Source organism: Kitasatospora sp. NPDC056446 (assembly GCF_042796115.1).
Classification (GTDB): domain Bacteria; phylum Actinomycetota; class Actinomycetes; order Streptomycetales; family Streptomycetaceae; genus Kitasatospora.
The window spans coordinates 13,787-33,936 of the sequence record NZ_JBHTRF010000067.1; the positions used below are offsets into that span (position 1 = coordinate 13,787).

The 20,150-nt window shown below is 74.7% G+C and carries 16 protein-coding genes; 8 read left to right on the forward strand and 8 right to left on the reverse strand.

Features of this window, described 5'->3' with window-relative positions:
• Positions 1–110 precede the first annotated feature (110 nt).
• The 6 genes from ACFQ6N_RS30830 to ACFQ6N_RS30855 all read left to right on the forward strand — a co-directional run bounded on the left by ACFQ6N_RS30830 (position 111) and on the right by ACFQ6N_RS30855 (position 8,789).
• Entirely contained in the window at positions 111–1,337 is a 1,227-nt protein-coding gene (locus ACFQ6N_RS30830; RefSeq protein ID WP_380656092.1) for an acetyl-CoA carboxylase biotin carboxylase subunit family protein, read from the forward strand.
• Positions 1,334–3,295, forward strand: a complete 1,962-nt coding sequence (locus tag ACFQ6N_RS30835) for an IucA/IucC family protein (protein ID WP_380656094.1) — start codon at positions 1,334–1,336, stop codon at positions 3,293–3,295. The genes ACFQ6N_RS30830 and ACFQ6N_RS30835 overlap by 4 nt, the downstream gene beginning before the upstream one ends.
• Positions 3,292–4,518 carry an MFS transporter gene (locus ACFQ6N_RS30840; RefSeq protein WP_380656097.1) on the forward strand — a complete coding sequence of 409 codons (1,227 nt, stop codon included), beginning with the start codon at positions 3,292–3,294 and terminating at the stop codon, positions 4,516–4,518. Before ACFQ6N_RS30835 ends, ACFQ6N_RS30840 begins: the two co-directional genes overlap by 4 nt.
• Positions 4,515–6,458, forward strand: coding sequence for an IucA/IucC family protein (locus ACFQ6N_RS30845; protein ID WP_380656099.1), 1,944 nt, complete (start codon positions 4,515–4,517; stop codon positions 6,456–6,458). The genes ACFQ6N_RS30840 and ACFQ6N_RS30845 overlap by 4 nt, the downstream gene beginning before the upstream one ends.
• Positions 6,455–7,729 carry a type III PLP-dependent enzyme gene (locus tag ACFQ6N_RS30850; protein WP_380656102.1) on the forward strand — a complete coding sequence of 425 codons (1,275 nt, stop codon included), beginning with the start codon at positions 6,455–6,457 and terminating at the stop codon, positions 7,727–7,729. Before ACFQ6N_RS30845 ends, ACFQ6N_RS30850 begins: the two co-directional genes overlap by 4 nt.
• Positions 7,730–7,991: 262 nt before the next feature.
• Positions 7,992–8,789: an inositol monophosphatase family protein gene (locus ACFQ6N_RS30855; RefSeq protein ID WP_380656151.1), complete on the forward strand. Its 798-nt coding sequence runs from the start codon at positions 7,992–7,994 to the stop codon at positions 8,787–8,789.
• A 140-nt stretch (positions 8,790–8,929) separates the two neighbouring features.
• Here the strand turns inward: ACFQ6N_RS30855 and ACFQ6N_RS30860 are convergent, their stop codons facing one another.
• The 4 genes from ACFQ6N_RS30860 to ACFQ6N_RS30875 form a co-directional block, all read right to left on the reverse strand.
• Entirely contained in the window at positions 8,930–10,414 is a 1,485-nt protein-coding gene (locus ACFQ6N_RS30860) for a pyridoxal phosphate-dependent decarboxylase family protein (protein WP_380656154.1), read from the reverse strand.
• Positions 10,415–10,446: 32 nt separating this feature from the next.
• Complete coding sequence (locus ACFQ6N_RS30865; protein ID WP_380656103.1) at positions 10,447–11,919, reverse strand: diaminobutyrate--2-oxoglutarate transaminase; 1,473 nt, start codon at positions 11,917–11,919, stop codon at positions 10,447–10,449.
• 287 nt (positions 11,920–12,206) lie between these two features.
• A complete protein-coding gene (locus ACFQ6N_RS30870; protein ID WP_380656106.1) occupies positions 12,207–12,935 on the reverse strand; it encodes a response regulator in 729 nt (242 codons plus the stop codon).
• Positions 12,932–14,764: an ATP-binding protein gene (locus ACFQ6N_RS30875; protein ID WP_380656108.1), complete on the reverse strand. Its 1,833-nt coding sequence runs from the start codon at positions 14,762–14,764 to the stop codon at positions 12,932–12,934. Before ACFQ6N_RS30875 ends, ACFQ6N_RS30870 begins: the two co-directional genes overlap by 4 nt.
• Before the next feature lie 216 nt (positions 14,765–14,980).
• Here ACFQ6N_RS30875 and ACFQ6N_RS30880 point away from each other — a divergent pair, with 216 nt between their 5' ends.
• Positions 14,981–16,408 (forward strand): cation:dicarboxylate symporter family transporter, encoded by a 1,428-nt coding sequence (locus ACFQ6N_RS30880; protein WP_380656109.1) that lies wholly within the window; start codon positions 14,981–14,983, stop codon positions 16,406–16,408.
• A 278-nt stretch (positions 16,409–16,686) separates the two neighbouring features.
• On the opposite strand, the gene ACFQ6N_RS30885 is transcribed toward ACFQ6N_RS30880, so the two are convergent.
• On the reverse strand, positions 16,687–17,658 hold the full coding sequence (locus tag ACFQ6N_RS30885) for a hypothetical protein (protein ID WP_380656111.1): 972 nt from the start codon (positions 17,656–17,658) through the stop codon (positions 16,687–16,689).
• 93 nt (positions 17,659–17,751) lie between these two features.
• On the reverse strand, positions 17,752–18,258 hold the full coding sequence (locus tag ACFQ6N_RS30890) for an RNA polymerase sigma factor (RefSeq protein WP_380656114.1): 507 nt from the start codon (positions 18,256–18,258) through the stop codon (positions 17,752–17,754).
• 326 nt (positions 18,259–18,584) lie between these two features.
• Here ACFQ6N_RS30890 and ACFQ6N_RS30895 point away from each other — a divergent pair, with 326 nt between their 5' ends.
• The gene (locus ACFQ6N_RS30895) at positions 18,585–18,956 is read left to right on the forward strand and encodes a hypothetical protein (protein ID WP_380656117.1); all 372 of its coding nucleotides are present in this window, start codon (positions 18,585–18,587) and stop codon (positions 18,954–18,956) included.
• Between the two features lie 162 nt (positions 18,957–19,118).
• Here the strand turns inward: ACFQ6N_RS30895 and ACFQ6N_RS30900 are convergent, their stop codons facing one another.
• Both ACFQ6N_RS30900 and ACFQ6N_RS30905 read right to left on the reverse strand, forming a co-directional pair.
• Positions 19,119–19,799, reverse strand: coding sequence for an ATP/GTP-binding protein (locus ACFQ6N_RS30900; RefSeq protein WP_380656120.1), 681 nt, complete (start codon positions 19,797–19,799; stop codon positions 19,119–19,121).
• Positions 19,780–20,127 (reverse strand): DUF742 domain-containing protein, encoded by a 348-nt coding sequence (locus tag ACFQ6N_RS30905; protein ID WP_380656157.1) that lies wholly within the window; start codon positions 20,125–20,127, stop codon positions 19,780–19,782. Before ACFQ6N_RS30905 ends, ACFQ6N_RS30900 begins: the two co-directional genes overlap by 20 nt.
• Positions 20,128–20,150 lie beyond the last annotated feature (23 nt).

Genomic DNA, 20,150 nt, shown 5'->3' on the forward strand with positions numbered 1-20,150 from the left:
CAGATGACAGATTTCGAAAGTTGTCAGCTGTCATCTGTCAGTTGAAATCCGTCAGCCGCCGGCTGCCGTCCGCTCGCCCTTCCTCCTCCGTCATCCCACCGAGGACCACCATGCGGCTCTACCTGCTCGCCCTGAACCCCACCGACTCGGTCACCGCCGGCTTCCTGCCCGCCGCCGTTCGGCTCGGGCTCGATGTCACCGTCCTCACCGACTGCGCCGACGCCCACCGGCGGGCCTACGCCGCGCTCCCGTTCGCCGCGCCCGAGGTCGTGGAGTGCGACGTGCGCGACTTCCGCGCCGTCGTCAGCCTGGTCTCGCGCCGGAGCATGGCCTCCGACGACCATGAACCCGACGCGGTGTTCAGCGACAGCGACCACCTCCAGACCCAGACCGCCCTGGCCGCCGAGTACTTCGGCCTCCCGGCGAAGGACTGGAGGGCCACGCTGCGCGCCAAGGACAAGGGCCAGCTGCGCCGCCACCTCGCCCTGACCGGCCAGGACACCGTCTGGTCCGCCGAGTTGGCCCCCGGACAGGACCCGGCCGAGCTGGATCCGCCGTTCCCCTGCGTGGTGAAGCCGCGCGAGGGGGTGGCCAGCGAGGACGTCACCCTGGTCGCCGACGCCGCCGAACTCGCCCGGCGCTGCAAGGAGGTCCAGCACCGCAGGGCCGGCGCCACCCTGGTGGTCGAGGAGTTCCTCGACGGGCAGCTGTACACCCTGGAGACCCTCGGCGACGGCCGCCGTCGGCACGTCCTCGGCGGATTCCGCACCCGGGTCTCCCCGCCGCCGGCCTTCATCGAGGAGGTGCTCACCTTCGTCCCGGCGCACCGGCAGCCCGCGGCGGACCAGGTGCTCGCCCAACTCGACGCGCTCGGCGTCGGATTCGGCGCCTGCCACACCGAGTACGTCCTCCAGCCGGACGGCCGCGCCCGGATCATCGAGGTCAACTACCGCGCCATCGGGGACCAGTGCGACCTGATGCTCGCCGAGATCCTCGGCATTCCCCTGTTCGAACTCATCCTCGGCGCCCACCTGGGCCGCGCACTGCCCGCCGACCTTGCCGAGCAGTGCGCGGCCGCCCCGCACCGGGCCCGCAACCAGGCGGTCTGCGCCGACCGCGCGGGCATCCTCACCGCCGCCCCCGGACCATACGACGAGGAACGCGACGGCGTCCGGCTCGCCTACCGCCCGCTGCGCCCGCTCGGCGAACGCCACGAGCACTACCGCACCAACCGCGACTACCTGGGCGTCGTCTGGGCGATCGGCGCCGACCAGGACGCGGCGGACTCCGCCGTCGCCCGCTTCCTCGCCGCCAACCACTGGGAGATCACCCCGTGACCGCCGGAGACCGTCCCGTACTCGCCGAAGCCCGCCCCGAGGCTGCCGCCCGTCCCACCCCAGCCGAAGGCCGCCCCGAGGCTGCCGCCCGCCCCCGGACCGCCGCCGATCGGCTCACCCTGCGGGTGCTCTCCGCCCTGCTGCGCGAGGACGTCCTCGGCCTGCGCACCCGTGGCACCGTCGTGGACCGGCCGGACGGCCCCTGGCTGACCACCGCCGGGGCGCGACTCGCCCTGCCGGTCGAACCGGAGGGCTTCCAGTGCGAGTACGCCGCCCGGCTGCCGCTGCTGGAGCTCGACGGCCGCCGGATCACCGGCCCGGACACCGTCGTGGCGGCCCTCGCCGAGTCGGCCGAGGCCGAGGACCGGCCCGGCTGGGCGGCCTTCGCCGAGGAGTGCCGACAGACCCTCGCCACCATGGAGTTGCACGAGCGGTCCCGGGCCGGGGTGCACGACCGGCTGACCGACCTCTACGGCGCCGACCCGGCCGACTGGACCGGCCTCGCCGCCGCCCTCGGCCATGACACCTTGGCCGCCTACCTCGACCACCCGGTCTACCCGACCGCGCGCGGCCGGTCCGGCCTCTCCGATCACCAACTGCTCTCCTACGCACCCGAGTTCCATCCGGCATTCGAGCTGCGCTGGCTGGCCGTGCCGCCCGGCGCGCTGACCGTCCACGGCGAGCGCCCGCTACCGAGCTGGTGGCCCACCCCGGCCTGGCTCGGCCTCGCCGACCGGTGCCCGGGCGACGGCTGGACGACCCTGCCGGTCCATCCGCTCACCGTCGGCGCCCCGCTGGAGGAGGCCCTGGCGGCCACCGGCCTGGCCGGTCGCGCGGTGCTCGCCGAGCGGCCGTACCTGACCGTCGTCCCGACCCTGTCCATGCGCACCGTCGCCGTCGCCGACGACCCCGCCTGCCATCTCAAACTCCCGCTCGCCACCGCCACCCTGGGCCGCCTCAACCGCCGCACCATCAAGCCCGGCACACTGCTCGACGGCGCCGCCGGGCAACGGCTGGTCGAGGCCGTACTGGAACGCGAACCACGGTTCGCCGACCGGATCCTGCACGCGGACGAGCAGACCTGGGCGCACGCCGGGCACGAGCTGCTGGCGGTCCTGCTGCGCCGCTCCCCGGCCGGGCTGGAACGGGCGTCGACCATCCCGCTGGCGGCCCTGCTGGCGCCCGCACCCGGTGGCCGGCTGGTCATCGACCACCTCGCCGACCGCTACCACGGCGGTGACGTCCTGGCCTGCCACGACGCCGTGTCGGAGCTGCTGCTGGACTGGCAGGCGACGCTGTTCGGCTACGGCATCGCCCTGGAGTCGCACCAGCAGAACACCTCGCTGGTGTTCGACCGGGACGGCCTGCGGCTGCTCTACAAGGACAACGACGGTCCGCGCGTGCACGGCTCCCGGACGGCCGAGACGCTGGGTGAACTAGCCCCCACCGCCGACGAGTTCGACGACGCCAGGATCTTCGGCGAGGACGACCGGCCGCTCACCGACCTGTTCGCCACCATCACGGTCCACCTGTGCGCCGGCGCGCTCGCCTTCGGCCTCGCCGACCACGGCCGGGCCGAACTCCACGACGTCCTGGCCCTGTTGCGCAAACGCACGGCCGAGGCCGTGGAGCGGCTCGGGCCGGTGGGCGAACCGCTGCGGGCCGCGTTGCTGGAAGCCGAGCGCCTGCCGGTCAAGGCGATGGTCACCGCCGGGACGCTGCTCAGCAAGCAGCGCTCGGGCGCCGCCGACATCAACAAGCACTACACCAGCGGGCCCAACTACCTCCGCGACCAGCCGGGTTCGCTGTCGCAGAGCGTCCCGCCCGGCCTGATCGGCCCGCCCAGCCCGCCCGGCGTCGCGGACGACCAGCGACGCGACCGTCCGCACGACCACCCGCACGACCACTCGCACGACGACCTTCGCGACAACCCACCGCCGGACGGTCCCGCCCGGTGACCGTGGAGACCCTGCCACGGCAGTCTCGGCGCCCGTCCGAGCAGTCCGGCGGGCTCGGCCGGCGCCAGGTGCACGCCGTCGCGGCCTGCTACTTCGTCGCGTCCTTCGCCGCGCTCGGCCTCCCGCCCTACCTGACCGCGATCCTGCCGACGCTCGGTGACCCCGAAGCCCGGTGGGCGGGCGTGCTGTACATCGTCCCGACGGTGTTCAGCGCGCTCGGCGCGCCGCTGTGGGGCCGGCTGGCGGACCGCTTCGGCCGCAAGCGACTGCTGCTGCGCGCCCAACTCGGCCTCACCGTCTCGTTCCTGCTGGCCGGAGCCGCCGACAGCCTGCCCGCCTTCACCCTCGCGCTGGTCCTCCAGGGCTTCCTCGGCGGGACCTTCGCCGCCACCAACGGCTACCTGGCCGCCGCGCTCGACGGGGCCCGGCTCTCCCGTGCGCTCACCCTCATGCAGGGCAGCGCACGGGCGGCGCTGGTGGCCGCTCCGGTCCTGGTCGGTGCGCTCTCCCCGTGGATCGGCCCGCACCGCCAGTACCTGGTGATGGCCCTGCTCCCCCTCGCGGCAGCGGTGTTCCTCGCGCTGCTGCCCGAGCCGGAGCGCCCGGCGGTACCGGGGGCCACCACTGCCGGGCGGTCGCCCGCGAGGACCGCCACGACCCCGCTCCTGCCGCTCTACGTCTTCGAGTCCGCCTTCGTCTTCGCGACGGTCATCTCCTTCCCGTACCTCATCGCCCTCGCCCAGCAGCGCCTGCCGGGTGTGGACGGCACCACCACCGGCCTGCTGTTCGCCCTGCCGCACCTCTGCTACCTGGTGTTCGCCGCCCGCACCCTCGGCCTGTTCGGCCACCGCCCGCACACCGGGATCGCGCTCGGCTTCGGCTTCGTCGCACTCGGCCTCGCCGGCCACGCGGTCGCGCACTCGCTCCCGGTGTTCGTCGCCGTCCGGCTGCTGCTCGGGATCGGGCTCACCCTGGGCCTCGTCTGCCTCGCCGTCCTCGCCGCCGGGGCCGCCCAGGGGCGGGCGCCGGGCCGGATGTTCGGCACCCTCGAACTCGTCTCCAAGGGCGGCGCCGTCGCCGCCGGCACGGTCGCCGCGCTGGCCAACGGACGGTTCGGCGCCGCCGCCCCGGTGATGGCCGGAACCGCAGCCGCCCTGCTGGCCGCCGTCGCGGCCACCGCACTCACCCTCCCGTCCCTCCGCCAGCGCTGGAGTCGCCGATGACCGCCGAGCAGAACGCCGGACAGACCACCGCGAAGGCCGTCAAGAAGGCCGCCGGAAAGCCCGCCGGAAAGCCTTCCGAGCAGCCCGCCGACGCGCCTGCCTGCGGCGAACTGCCCACCGCCGACGAGGCGGTGGCCCACACCCTGCTGAACTGCCTGCTGCGCGAGGTCTCCGCACCCGAACACCAGACCGCCGTCGTCGACGGCCGCCTGCTGCTGCGCCTGCCCCGGCGCGGCACCGTGCTACGGGTCGCCCTGCGCCGCACCTCGCTGCTCGGCGCGCACCGCTTCACCGGCCCGGTGGAGGTCGAACGGGACGACGGCTCGGGCGAGCCGGGCTGGGGCGAGCCCGGCTGGCACAAGCTGGGCTGGCACGAGTTGGGCTGGCACGAGCTGGGCTGGCACGAGTTGGGCTGGCACGAGCTGGCCGCGTACATCCAGGACGAGCTGGAGCTGCGCACCGGCACGGTCAACGAGGAGTTCCTCGACCAGGTGACGTCCAGCCACGACGGCCTCCGCCAGGCCCTGGACGGCCGCCCGGCCGCCGGAGCCGACCGCTACCTGGAGTCCGAGCAGGCCCTGCTGTTCGGCCACCGCTTCCACCCGGCCCCCAAGTCCCGCTCCGCCGCGCGCGGCGACTGGCGCCACTACGCGCCCGAATCCCGCGCGGCCTTCCCGCTGCGCCACCTCGCCGTCCGCACCGGGCTGCTGGCCGAGGAGTCGTCGGACGCCGGCACGAGCGCCCTGCTGGACGGGCTCGGCGAGGTGCCGGACGGCTACCGGCTGCTGCCGGCCCACCCTTGGCAGTACCGACTCATCGGCGACCACCCGCTGTTGCGCAGGGCCATGCGGCGGGGCGACATCCTCGACCTCGGCCCGCGCGGCGAGCGCTTCACCGCCACCGCCTCGGTGCGGACCCTGCACGGCGCCGATGCCTTCCTCAAGTTCAGCCTCAATGTGCGCATCACCAACTGCCTGCGCAAGAACGCCGCTTACGAGCTCACCGGCGCCGTCGCGCTCACCCGGCTGCTCGCCCCGGCGCTCGCCGACCTCGCCCGGCGCTTCCCCGACGCGGCGATGCTGCGCGAACCGGCCTTCCGCACCCTGGCCCTGCCCGGCCCCGACGGCCGGCCCGACCGGGCGCTGTACGAGGGCTTCGGCCTGATCGTCCGCGAGGGCCTCGGGAGCGCCCTGCGCCCCGGTGTCACCCCGCTGCTCGCGGCCGCCGTCGCCGACGAACACCCGACCAGTTCCGCTCACATCTCCCGCCTGCTGGAACGGAGTCCGAGCGACGTTCCGGACGACCAGGCGGCACTCGACTGGTGGCGCGCCTACCTGCGACTGCTCGTACCGCCGGTACTGGCCGCCTACTTCGACCACGGCGTGATACTGGAGCCGCACCTGCAGAACGTGCTGATCGGCGTGGACGCCACCGGGCACCCCGCCCAGGTGCTCTTCCGCGACCTGGAGGGCACCAAGCTCGTCCCCGGGCCGAACGCCGACATCGCCGAACTCCCGCCCGAGGTGGCCGGCCCGATGACGTACGACGCCGAACGCGGCTGGGACCGGGTGGTCTACTGCCTGCTGGTCAACCACGTCTCCGAGCTGCTCGCCGCCCTCGCCGACCGCCACCCCGAGCTGGAGTGCGCGCTCTGGCGGGCCGTCCGGGACACCTTGGAGGAGTACGCCGCGGCCCACGGCTGCCCGCCCCGGCTGCGCGCCCTGCTCGCCGGCGTCCCGCTGCCGGCCAAGGCCAACCTGCTGACCCGCTGGGAGCGCAAGGCCGACCGCGAGGCCGGCTACGTCCGGCTGCCCTCCCCGCTGGCCGGCTCCGTCCTCGCCGAGGCCGCCCGTATGCCCGCCCGCGCACACGCCCGCGTTCCCGTCCACGGGCCCGCCCACCTGCCCGTCCGCCTTCCCGCCGGGAGCAGCGCCCGATGAGCGAGACCAGCCGCCCTGCCCGCAACGCCCGCCCGCCCGCCCGTGCCAACCCGACCGACGGCGTCCGGCCGACCGAGAGCGTCCGGAACCACGTCGCCGCCCTCGCCCCCGACCAACTGCCCGCCTACGTCTACGACCTGGCCGCGCTGAGCGAGCACGCCGCCGCCGTCCGGGCCGCGCTGCCCGACCGGGTCGAGCTGTACTACGCCGCCAAGGCCAATCCGGAAGCGCCGCTGCTCACCGCGCTCCGCTCCGCCGTCGACGGCTACGAGGTCTCCAGCGGAGGCGAGTTGACACATGTGCGGGCCGCCGTGCCGGACGCCCCGCTGGCCTTCGGCGGGCCCGGCAAGACCCCTGCCGAGATCGCCGCGGCGGTGGCGGCCGGGGTGCACCGCTGGCACGTCGAGAGCGAGCACGAGCTGCACCTGCTCGCCGCCGCGCTCACGGACCGGCCGGGGACGGTCGTGGACGTGCTGCTCCGGGTCAACCTGGCGGTCGCCGCGGACGCGCTCGACGCGGTGCCGCTCGCCATGGGCGGACGGCCGACACCGTTCGGCCTCGACCCGGACCGCGCCGGGGAGTGCGTCCGGCTGCTCACCGGCGGCGGACCGCTGGGGCAGCAGCTGCGGCTCCGCAGTGTGCACGCCCACCTGGCGAGCGGGCTCGCGGCGCCGGAGCAGTTGTCGGTGGCGTCGCAGATCGTCGCCTGGTCGGCCGCGCTCGCCGAACGGCACGGCTTCCCACTGGCCGAGGTCAACATCGGCGGCGGCATGGCCGTGGACTACGAGGACCCGGCGGCGCACTTCGACTGGACGGCCTTCGGCAAGGGCCTGGCCGAGCTGCTGGACGCCCGTCCGGGACTCACCCTGCGCATCGAGCCGGGCCGGGCACTCACCGCCCACTGCGGCTGGTACGCGACCGAGGTGCTGGACGTGAAGCGGAGCCACGGCGAGGACTTCGCGGTGGTCCGCGGCGGCACCCACCACCTGCGCACCCCGGCGACCCGGGGGCACTCCCAGCCCTTCGCGGTGCTCCCGGTGGACGCCTGGCCGCACCCGTGGCGGCGCCCCGCCGTCACCACCGGCCGGGCCACCCTGGCCGGGCAGCTCTGCACCCCGAAGGACGTCCTCGCCCGGGCCGCCGAGGGCGCGGACGGACTGCGGGCGGCGGACCGCGTGCTGTTCGCCATGGCGGGCGCGTACGCATGGAACATCTCGCACCACGAGTTCCTGATGCACCCTCGCCCCGGCTTCCACTACCTGGGCGGCTGACGGCGGGCGGGCGGGCAGCGGCCGGGGCACCAGCCGGACAGCGACGGCAGGCGAGTCGCACCGGGCGCGCGGGAACAGATGACGAATGACAGATGACAGCTGACAGATTTCGAAATCTGTCAGCTGTCATCTGTCATCTGTTATCCGTTGGCTGTCATCTGAAGTCTGTCGCCTGTTGGCTGTCCGCACCCCCGTCCGCCGCCGACCCCTTCCTCCCACTCGTGGGAGAGTGGTAGGCAGCGAAGGGAGCGCGAACGTGCTGATGGACAAGGTGGCGGAGATACTCGCCGAGGCGTCGGCCGAGGTGGTGGAGCCGCGCTTCCGGGCGCTGGCCGCCGGCGAGGTCATGGAGAAGGCCCCCGGCGAGGTGGTGACGGTCGCCGACCGCGAGGCCGAGGCCATCATCGCCCGCCGTCTGCACGAGCTGCTGCCGGTCCCCGTGGTCGGCGAGGAGGCCGTCTCCGCCGACCCCTCACTGGCCCGGGCCCTCCACGACGAGCCTGCCGCCTGGCTGGTCGACCCGGTCGACGGCACCGCCAACTTCGTCGCCGGCCGCCCCGAGTACGCCGTGATGTGCTCCCTCGTCCGCGCCGGCCGGACCGTCGCCTCCTGGATCTGGCAGCCCGCCACCGCCACCGCGTACAGCGCCGAACTGGGCTCCGGCGCCTGGCGCGACGGCGAGCGCCTCACCCGCCCGCCGGCCCCGCGGGACGCCGCCGAGCTGCGCGGCTCGGTGAAGAGCCGCTACCTCGACCCCGAGCACCGCAGCCGCATCCAGGCCAACGCCACCGCCTTCGGCGAGATCCTCCCCGGTCGGCACGCCGCCGGGATCGAGTACCCCGACCTCATCGAGGGCCGCTTCGACTTCCTCCTCTACTGGCGCACCCTCCCCTGGGACCACGCGCCGGGTTCGCTCCTCGTCACCGAGGCCGGCGGTGTCTCCGCCCGTCTGGACGGCGTCCCCTACCGCCCCGAGGCGCCCGGCTGCGAGGACGGCCTGCTGGTCGCCGCCGACCCGCACACCTGGGAGCTCACCCACAAGGTGCTGATGGGCGGCTGACCCGCCCCGGGGCCGACCACCCGTCGGCCCCGGCCGGGACACCCCGCCCCGGCGACCGGAGGCCGGCCGCCGTACCCCGCGCCCGGCCCCCGTACGCCGCGCCCGGTACCCCGACCGTCACGGCGCAAGGCACGACCGCCCTACCCCGCGCGCTCCCCGGCCACCTTCCGGCCCGCGCCAACCACCTCCCGCAGCAGGGTCCCGACCTCCCCCACCGTCGTGTGCGGGTTGAGCAGCGTCAGCTTCAGCCGCACCCGCCCCGGGCCCTCCCCCGGGAGCTCGGTACGCCCCACCACCGCCCGCCCGGTGCGCAGCAGCAGCCGTCGCAGCCGGCCGTTCATCTCGTCCAGCGCCGCCTCGTCCGTCACGCCCGGCGGCCGGTAGCGGAAGAGGAGGGCCGTGAGGACGGGGTCGGCGTGGAGTTCGAGCGAGGGGTCGGCGCGGACGGCGTCCGCGGCGGCGCGGGCGAGGTCGTGGCAGGCGTCCACGAGGCGGCCGAGGCCGTCACGGCCGAGGGTGCGCAGGGTGACGGCGAGCTTGAAGGCGTCGGCTCGGCGGGTGGTGCGCAGGGAGCGGCCGAGCAGGCTGGGGTAGCCGGCCTGCTCGTCGTCGACCGGGTTGAGGTACTCGGCGCGGCGGGCGAGCGAGACGTACGTCTCGGCGCGGCGGGCCAGGAAGACCCCGGCGGCGGCCGGTTGCCAGCCGAGCTTGTGCCAGTCGAGGGAGACCGAGTCGGCGCGGGCGATGCCGTCGAGCAGCGGGGCGAGCCGGTCGGACAGCAGGGCTCCGCCGCCGTACGCGGCGTCCACGTGCAGCCAGGCGCCGTAGCGGCCGGCGAGGTCGGCGGCCGCGGACAGCGGGTCGATGGCTCCGGTGTCGGTCGTTCCGGCGGTGGCGACGATGGCGATCGGGGTCCGGCCCGCCCAGCTGGCTTCGGCCATCGCCCGTTCCAACTCCGCCTCCCGCATCCGGAGTTCACGGTCGACCGGGACGGGGATGACGGCGCGTTCGCCGAGCCCGAGGAGTGCGCAGGCGCGTTGGACGGAGAAGTGCGCGGCCTCGGAGGCGAGGACGCAGGGCCGGACGCCCGCCGGGATGCCGTCCAGTTCCACGATGCCGTCGAGCTTCTGGTCGCGCGCCAGCATGAGTCCCATGAAGTTGGACTCGGTGCCGCCTGAGGTGAGGACCCCGGCGGAGCGTTCGGGGTCGTAGCCGACCAGTTCGGCGAGTTCGGCGAGCAGCGCGGTCTCCAGGGCGGTGGCCGTGGGGGCCTGGTCCCAGGAGTCCTGTGACGGGTTGAGGGCGCTGACGGCGAGGTCCGCGGCGGCGGCGACGGCGAGCGGCGGGCAGTGCAGGTGGGCGGCGCAGGCCGGGTCGGCGGGGTCGGCGGCCCCGTAGGCGAGGAGTTCGGTGAGCCGGGCGAGGGCGCCGCGGCGGTCGGTGTCGGCCAGCGCCTCGCCGACCAGCGCGGTGATCTCGGCGGGGCTGCCCGCGGGCAGCGGCCCGGAGCGCATGGCGATGCCCGCGTCGAGGGCGTCGAGGACGGTGGCGAGCAGCGGCGCCAGCGCACCGGGGCCGCCCGCGCCGCCGGCCAGGGCGTCGACGGCGCCCTCGCCTCCCGGCAGCCCGGCCGACTCGGGCCCGGGGCCGAGCCCGCTCACCGCTCCACCCGGTCCGCGCCGCCCACGGCCCCGGCCCCGGACCCGGACCCGGCCACGGACGCGGGACCAGAGCCGGACCCGGACCCGCCCCTGGACGCTGCCGCGATCGCCTCCGCCAGCCGGTCCAGCACCGCCGTCACCTGCTCGTCCGTGACGGTGAGCGGCGGGAGCAGCCGCAGTACCGCGTCGTGGCGCCCGCCGAGTTCGACGATCAGCCCCCGCGCCAGGCACGCCTCACGGACCCGTACGGCGAGCGCCGGGTCCGCCGGACGGGCGCCGCACGCGTCGGCCTCGGCCGCCGGGTCGACCAGCTCCACCCCCAGCATCAGCCCCCGACCGCGCACGTCGCCGATCACCGGTAGTTCGCCCGCGAGTTCGCGCAGCCGGGCGGCCATCCGCTCACCGACCACGGCGGCGCGCTCGACCAGCCCGTTCGCCGTGACGTACCGGAGCGTCGCGGCCCCGGCGGCCATGGCGAGGGTGTTGCCGCGGAAGGTGCCGGTGTGGGCGCCGGGCCGCCAGCCGTCGTAGTCCTCGCGGTAGACGACGACGGCGAGCGGCAGGCTGCCGCCGATGGCCTTGGAGAGCACCATCGCGTCGGGGACGATGCCGCTGTGCTCGACCGCCCACATCGCGCCGGTGCGGCCGACGCCGGTCTGCACCTCGTCCACGATCAGCGGGATGCCCCGTTCGGCGGTGATCCGGCGCATCTCGCGCAGCCAGCCGTCGGGCGCGGGGACGACGCCGCCCTCGCCCTGGACGGCTTCCAGGATCATCGCGGCGGGCGGCACGACCCCGCCCGAGGGGTCGTCCAGCAGCCGTTCGACGTACGTCGCGGCGAGGCCGGCGCCCGCGTCGCCGCCGACGCCGAACGGGCAGCGGTAGCCGTACGGGTAGGGCAGCCGGACGACCTCGCCACCGCTCGGCAGCGGCTCCTTGACGGCGACGTTGCCGGTGAGCGCGAGGGCGCCGGCCGTCATGCCGTGGTAGGCGCCGGTGAAGGCGAGCGCGCCGGAGCGGCCGGTGGCGGTCTGCATCAGTTTGAGCGCGGCTTCGACGGCGTCCGTCCCGGCCGGGCCGCAGAAGTGCACCCGGGCGCGGGCCGCGAACTCGGCGGGAAGGCTTTCGAACAGCGTGTCGGTGAAGTCGTCCTTCTCGGCGGTGGCGAGGTCGAGCAGGTGCAGCGGGGCTCCGCTGTCGAGCGTGCGGCGGATGGCCTCCAGCACCACCGGGTGGTTGTGGCCGAGGGCGAGGGTGCCCGCGCCGGAGAGGCAGTCCAGGTAGCGCCGGCCGTCGGCGCCCTCGACGGTCATGCCGTTGGCGCGGACCGGGACGATCGGGAAGGAGCGGGCGTACGTCCGGGCGGCGGACTCGCGCACGCGCTGGCGGCGCAGGATGGCCTCACCGGCGGCCGGGGCTCCGGAGGCGGCCTGGACGGGTACGGCAGCGAGCGACACGACAACCCCCACAGGAAATTAGGTTAGCCTAACCTTACTGCCCTTGACCTGGCGGAATGCCATCCGGGCCCCTGGAACCACCCGAGTGAGTGAACCTCCCCCGATTCCCGCGCGCTCTCCCCCGGCGGACCCCACGACCGTACAACGACCGACATGACGAAAAGTCACGCCGCCCCCGGGCCCGAACCCTCCGGCGGGGCCTCCTGCGGGACCCGGCCCTTCCCGGCCCCTGCCCTTCCCGGCCCCGGCCCTTCCCGGGGCCCGGCCCACCCCGGGCCGGCGCCTCAGGGCCCGGCGCCTCAGGGCTTCGTCCTCCACCGGTAGCAGAGCTCCGGCCGCCCGACGCTCCCGTACTGCGGCTCCCGCACCGCCCGGCCGGTGTCCACCAGGTGCTCCAGGTAACGCCGTGCGGTGATCCGCGAAACCCCCGCGGCGGCACCTGCGGCCGCCGCCGACAGTCCGGTCGCCGCGTCGCGCAGCACCGAGGCGACGGTGTCCAGGGTGGGCGCGCTCAGCCCCTTGGGCAGGGTGCTGCGCTCGGGCGTGCGGAGCAGGGCGAACGCCTGGTCGACCTCGTCCTGGCCCGTCGCCTCACCGGTACGCCCGAGGCTGTCGCGGTAGCGGGCGTAGCGCTCCAGCCGGTCATGCAGGGCAGCGGCGCCGAACGGTTTCAGCAGGTACTGCACGACACCCGCCGACACCGCCTGCCGGACCATGGCGAGGTCGCGGGCCGAGGTCACCGCGATGACGTCGGTGCTGTGGCCGGCGGCGCGCAGCGTCCGGCACAGCTGCAAGCCGTGGCCGTCCGGCAGGTAGAGGTCGAGCAGGGTGAGGTCGACGGGCGTCCCGGCGGCGCGGGCCCGGTCCAGGAAGCGCAGCGCGTCCGCGCAGTTGTGGACCGTGCCGGCGGCCCGGAAGCCGGGTTCGCGCTCGACGTACAGGGTGTGCGCGGCGGCGGCCACCGGGTCGTCCTCGACGACCAGGACGGAGATCCCGGCCACGGCCCCGGGCTCCGCGCGCGCGGTCACGCCGACACCCCGTCGCGCGCACGCCCGGCTTCGCCCCCGGGTCCGGCTTCGGCTTCGGTTCCGGCTCGGATCCCGGTCCCGGTCCCGGTCCCGGTCCCGGTCCCGGTCCCGGGTGTACGCCCGGCTTCGGCCCCGAAGCCAGGGGACCCGCCCGGGCGACCGGCCAGCGGCAGCCGCACCGTGAGCACCGCGCCACGCTCCCGCCCGACCTCGACCGTGCCACCGTTGCGCCGGGCCGCCTGGGCGACCAGCGCCAGGCCGAGGCCGTGCCCGCGGCCGTCCTGCTTGGTGCTCCAGCCGTGCCGGAACACGTCCTCGACGGCCGACGGGTCGATACCCGCGCCGGTGTCGGCGACCCGCAGCAGCAGACAGTCGCCGTCACCACCCGCACCGTCACCCCCACCGGTACCGCCGCCACCACCGTCGATCCGCGCCGTGACGGTGACCTCCGGCGGGACGGGGCTCTGCCCGGCCCCGGCGATGGCGGCGTCCACGGCGTTGTCGATCAGGTTTCCGAGCACGGTGATCAGGTCCCGCGCGGAGAGCCCGGGCGGCAGCACCCCGTCATCGATCCGGCTGTCCTCGGTGAGGTTCAACTCCACTCCGCGCTCGGCGGCTTGGGCCGCCTTGCCGAGCAGCAGCGCGGCCAGCACCGGCTCGCCCACCGCCGCGACCACCCGGTCGGTGAGCTGCTGGGCGAGTTCGAGTTCGGCGGTGGCGAACTCCACCGCCTGCTCGTGGCGGCCGATCTCGATCAGCGAGACGACCGCGTGCAGCCGGTTGGCGGCCTCGTGCGCCTGGGCGCCGAGCGCCTCGGTGAAGCCGCGGACCGAGTCCAACTCGCCGCTGAGCGCCTGCAGTTCGGTGTGGTCCCGGAGGGTCACCACCCGGCCGAGACCGGTGCCGATGGTGGAGGTATTGAGCACCACCACGCGCTCGGCGGTCAGGTGCACCTCGTCCCGGACCGGCTCCTCGCCCAGCACGGCCGCCACCAGCGCCTCCGGCAGCCCCAGCTCCGCGACCGGCCGGCCGTCCACGTCGCCCGCCAGGCCGAGGAGTTCACGGGCGGCGTCATTGCACAGCACGACCCGGTGCGAACGGTCGAGCAGGACCAGGCCCTCGCGGACCGAGCGCAGCGTGGCCTGGTGGTACTCGTAGAGGTGGCTGAGCTCGTTCGGGCCCATGCCGTGGGTGTGCCGCCGCAGCCGGGAGTTGGCGAGGTAGGTCCCGACGCCGCCGAGCGCGAGCGCGGCCACCGCCACCCCGACCAGCGCCATCAGCGGCCCGCTGAGCTGAGCGGAGATCGACTCGACCGTGATGCCCGCACTGACCAGGGCGACCACCCGGTGCCGGTCGTCCCACACCGGCGTGACCACCCGGACGGACGGGCCGAGCGTGCCGGTGTACGTCTCGCTGCGGGTCTGCCCGGCGAGGGCCCAGTCGATGTGCCCGAGGTAGCGCTTGCCGATCTGCTCGGGCAGCGGGTGGGTCCAGCGCACCCCGTCGGTGTCCATGACGGTGATGAAGGAGACCCCGGTGTCCGTCCGCACCTGCTCGACGTACGACTGGAGCACCGCGGTCGGGTCCGGCCCGGCGACGGCGTCCCGGACGGTCGGCGAGTCGGCGACGGCGTGGGCGACCGCGGTGACCTCGCGACGCGCCCCGTCCTCGGCGCGGTCGGCGGTGAACAGGTACGCGAGCACCGCGCCGCCCGCGACGACGGCGGCGACGATCACCACCTGGACGACGAACAGCTGCCCGGCCAGGCTGCGGACCAGTCGACGGGGAAGCCGGCGGCGCGGGGCGGCGGGGGCGGTGCGCTCGGACATGCCAGCCAGTGTGCACCACGCTCCGCGCCCCCGACCCCGACCCGATCCCGGCCCGATCCGATCCGATCCCTCCTGGTCCCGCCCGGCCCCGACCAGGCGCCGCCGGGCCGACCGTGAACTCTATGAACGCAAACGTGACCTCCGTCACTCCCCGGCCCATAGTCAGAGCGGCCCACCACCCGGGGCCGCCAGGACTGCAGGGCGAAGGAGCCGCAGATGTCGATCGCTGGAGCCGCAACGGCGGGGGGACCCAGACGCAAGGACCGGACCCACTACCTCTACCTCGCCGTGATCGCCGCCGTGGTCGCGGGAGTGGTGGTCGGGCTGGCCGCCCCCGGCTTCGCCGTGGAGCTCAAGCCGGTCGGCACCGGCTTCGTCAACCTGATCAAGATGATGATCAGCCCGGTGATCTTCTGCACCATCGTGCTGGGCATCGGCTCGGTGACCAAGGCCGCCAAGGTCGGCAAGGTCGGCGGCCTGGCCATCGGCTACTTCCTCCTGATGTCGACCGTCGCCCTGGCCATCGGCCTGGTCGTCGGCAACCTGCTGGAGCCCGGCGGCGGCCTGCACCTCACCGCCGCGCTCGCCAAGTCCGGCCACGCCCAGGCCGCGGCCGGCGGCGCCCAGTCGACCACCGACTTCCTGCTCGGGATGATCCCCGACACCATGTTCTCGGCCCTCACCCAGGGCAAGGTGCTGCAGACCCTGCTGGTCGCCCTGCTCGCCGGCTTCGCCCTCCAGGCCATGGGCCCGGCCGGCGCCCCGGTGCTGCGCGGGATCGAGCACGTCCAGCGGCTGGTCTTCCGGGTCATGGCGATGATCATGTGGGTCGCGCCGATCGGCGCCTTCGGGGCGATGGCGGCCGTGGTCGGCGCCACCGGCACGGCCGCACTGAAGAGCCTCGCGGTCATCATGATCGGCTTCTACCTGACCTGCGCGCTGTTCGTCGTCGTGGTGCTGGGCACCCTGCTGCGCCTGGTCGCCGGGGTCAACGTCTTCGCGCTGCTGAAGTACCTCGGCCGCGAGTTCCTGCTCATCCTCTCGACCTCCTCCTCCGAGAGCGCGCTGCCCCGCCTGATCGCCAAGATGGAGCACCTGGGCGTCAGCCGCCCGGTCGTCGGCATCACCGTCCCGACCGGCTACAGCTTCAACCTCGACGGCACCGCGATCTACCTGACCATGGCGTCGATCTTCATCTCCGAGGCGATGGACAAGCCGATGTCGATCGGCGAGCAGCTCTCCCTGCTGGTGTTCATGGTGATCGCGAGCAAGGGCGCGGCCGGGGTCACCGGCGCCGGCCTGGCCACCCTCGCGGGCGGGCTCCAGTCGCACAAGCCGGCACTGGTGGACGGCGTCGGCCTGATCGTCGGCATCGACCGCTTCATGTCCGAGGCCCGCGCACTCACCAACTTCGCGGGCAACGCCGTGGCCACCGTGCTGATCGGGCACTGGACCGGCGAGCTCGACGCCGAGCGCGCCCGACAGGTACTGGCGGGCGAGGTGCCCTTCGACGAGCGGACCCTGGTCGACAGCCACGGCCACGGCGACAGCACCGGAGCCGCTCCCGAGACCGGCCCCGAGACCACTCCCGGAGCCGGCCCCGAAGCCGTACCGGCCAAGGGCGCCGCGCCCGTCGCTGCCTGAGCGACCGCGCGGACCCTCCCCCGCTCCCCCGGCCCGGCGCCACCCACCAACCCCCGGAAACGGCGCCGGGCCGGGGGTCCCTCATTCCCCGACCCCTTCGGCACCCCGACACCTCGCATCCGCGGCTCGTCGCGCCCCGGGACTCCAGCGTCCCGGGGCGCGCTGCGTTCCGGGGCGCGCTGTGTTCCGGGGCGCACTGCGTTCCGGGCCTCCGCCTCTCCACCTCCCCGCTCACCCACGGCCGCCCGCAGACCCTCGCCCGCCACAGCTCCTGCCCGTCACAGCTCCTGCGAGCCGCTGACCGCCCAGGCCACCCCGCTGGCCGGATCCTCCAGCGCGACGTGCAGGTGGTGCAGCCCGGCCGCCGGCTCGTGCCAGGTGAAGCAGCGCATCCGGTCCACCAGCGCGTTCACCTCACCCGGCTCCGGCCCCTCCGCCCCGGCCATCGTGGCCAGCGCCCGCCACAGCCCCAGCCGGCCGTGCGCGCACCCCTGCGCCCGGCCCACGGCGGCGGCCCGCACCAGCGCCGGGTAGGCGAGCGCGAACGGCAGGTAGCCGCCGACCACCCGTCGACCGTCGGCCAGCGACGCGGCCGCCAGCGGGGCCTGGCCCCGGACGCAGACCACCTCCGCCCACGGTGCGAGCGCGCTCAGCTCGACCAGCGCCCGGTTCACCCGCGGCCCGCCGGGCCGGCCGACCGCCCGTGCCGCCGGCAGTTCCACCTCACCCAGGCCCTCCCGGCTGGCCGGCAGGGTCAGCAGCGCGCTCCGCGCACCCCCGCCGGGCAGGTACTCGCGCACCCGCGCGGCGTCCTCCCACCCGGCCGCCTCCCACGGCTCCAACCGCAGCGGTACGCCCTCCGGATCGGGCTCGGCCCCGTACGAGAGGTCCTCGCCGAGCAGCACCCGGGTGTGCGCGACCAGCCGGCGCACCGGGGCCGGGCCGAGCAGCGGGGCCAGCCGCAGCCAGGAGTGCCGGGTCGCCAGCACCTCCCAGAGCGGACCGGCGTCGTGGTCGGCCACCCCGGCGAACGCCCCCTCGCCGCCGTCGCCGTCGAACAGCCGGACGGCCAGCTCGGGCGGCGCCGCGTAGGCGATCAGGTGGCCGAGCGGGGCCGTCAGGGCCGCCGCGGTCTCCTCCCCCGCCTCCAGCGCGGCGGCCGCGCGGCCCTGCCGGTAGGCGACGAGCAGTTCGTGCCAGCGGCCGTCCTCGGCCAGGGCGCGCAGGCGGTGGTCCTCGTACGTGATCACGATTTTCAGCGTACGGGCCGGGGTCGCGCATCAGCTGACTTGCCGTCAGCTCGGTGCGTCGGGCCACCGCGGCGACCGCCACCCGGCCCCGCGCTACCCGCCGCCCCGCTCGCGCTCCCGTTCGAGGACGGCGCGCAGCCGGCGGTGGGCCCGGCGCCGGGTGACGGCCAGGGTGCTGCGGTGCAGGCCGAGCAGTTCGGCGGCCTCGTCGACGCTGTAGCCGTCCAGGTCCACCAGCGCCACCGCGCGGGCCTGCTTGGCGGTCAGGAAGCCCAGCAGCCGGACCACCTCCCAGCGCGCCTGCAACTCGGCCGGCCCGCCGGGCCACGGATCCGGCTCCGCGCAGCCCCGCTCGACCGCCTCGCCCGCCTCCGACACCTCCGGCATCGGGACCCTCCGGCGCTCCCGGCGCCACTGGTCGCGCAGGATGTTCACCATCGTGGTGAACGCGTAGGCGTACGGCTGCGGATGACCGAGGAAGCGCTCCGGCCGGCGGGCGATCCGCAGGTACGCGTCGTGGACGACGTCCCCGGCGGCGAACGGACTCCCGGTGAGCGAGGCGGCCGCCCGCTGGAGTCTCGGCAGCAGATCGGTGAACACCCTGTTGAATTCGGCCGCTTGACCGCCGCTCCCGCACCGGCCGAAGCCCTTCTCCGGCCCGCCGCCCACGCATCGACCACTGCATTCCGCCATGCCGCTCTCCCCGGGAATCGGCACCCCACGCGCCCGGCCGGGCCTGACCGCACCCCGACCCGAGCCCTTGTGACACAGGTCACATCATAGGTCGTCGCATCACGGTGCGCAGTCATTCGTGTGCAATACGTCACCGGCCGTACGGGAAGCGGACCACCAACGCTCCACCTCCGTCCGCCCCGGACGGCCGAGGCACTCCGCCCGACGGGAACCGCTCACCAAGGAGGATCACCGTGCGAGGTCGTATCGCCAGAAGGATCGCCACGTTCGGGATGGCCGCCGCAGCCGCCCTCGGCGCGCTCGGTGCCACCGCCCTGCCGGCCGCGGCGGCGGCCACCCCCGACCAGTCCGTCACCCCGGGGTCCGTCGCGGCGTCGAACACGGTCGCGGCCGCGCCCTACCACTGCGTCATCACCGCGAACTACGGCTGGCGCTGGGAGGGTTACTGCAACGTCTACTCCGGCCGGCTGCGCACCATCACGTACTGTGCCGACGGCTCGCACACCACCGGGCTGTGGATCGGAGCGCGACCGCAGGCCTGGGACGTCTGGGGCAACTGCCCGGGGTCGACGTGGACGAACATCGTCTTCCAGTGGCACAGCTGAACGCGGTCGGAGGCCTGACGCCCGGCCGCTGACGGCCGACTGCTGACGGCCGACAGGGTTCAGGAAACAGATGACAGATGACAGCTTTCAGATTTCGAAATCTGTCATCTGTCATCTGTTGTCTGTCTGTTGTCTGTTGTCCGGCGCTCGTCGTCCGGCGCCTCACCCCACCGGCGCGGTGTCCGCGAGCAGCCGGGCCGCGCGCACCCGGCCCGCGTGCTCGACCAGGTTGATCAGCACGTGCTTGCCCGACGACCGGAGGCGCGCGTCGCAGAGCACCACCGGCGTCCCGCTGTCCAGGTCCAGCGCGCGGGCGACCTCGTCCGGGCCGAACTCCCGCGCCCCGGCGAACCGGTTCACCGCCACCACGAACGGGATGCCCCGGTCCTCGAAGAAGTCGACGGCCGGAAAGCAGTCGGTCAGGCGGCGGGTGTCGGCGAGCACCACCGCGCCGAGCGCGCCCTGCGCCAACTCGTCCCAGAGGAACCAGAACCGGTCCTGTCCTGGAGTGCCGAAGAGGTAGACCGCCAGGCCCTCCCGGATGGTGATCCGTCCGAAGTCCATCGCCACGGTCGTGGTGGCCTTGCGTTCGACCCCGCCGAGGTCGTCCACTCCGCGCCCGGCCTCGGTCAGCCGCTCCTCGGTGCGCAGCGGACGGATCTCGCTGACCGCACCGACCAGCGTCGTCTTCCCGACCCCGAAGCCGCCCGCCACCAGGATCTTGAGCGCGAGCACGGTGTCGTCCCCCTCCTCCCCGGAGGCCGGGCCGGACGCCACGGACGCGATGGACGCCGCAGGCAAGCCGGAGGGGTCCGCCGGATGGTCAGAGTGCACGGAGTCCATGGATGACCTCCTGGAGGATGCGCTCGTCGGGAAGCAGAGCGGGCGGGACGGGACGGTTGATGCGGACGAGTCCGGCCGTCAGCAGGTCGCCGAGCAGCACGCGCACCACGCCCACCGGCAGGTCGAGGTCGGTGGCGAGCTCGGCCACGGACAGCGGAGTACCCCGGCACAGCGCGAGGATCCGCGCCTGTTCGGGGCCGACCGGTGGCTCGGGCGCATCCGGGGAGAGCGCCGGGTCGGGCAGGTCGCAGACGACCACGGCGATCAGGTCGAACTGCTGCTCACCGGCCCCGGTACGCCCCCGGGTCATGGCGTACGGGCGCACCAGCGGGCCCGCGTCCTCGTCGTACC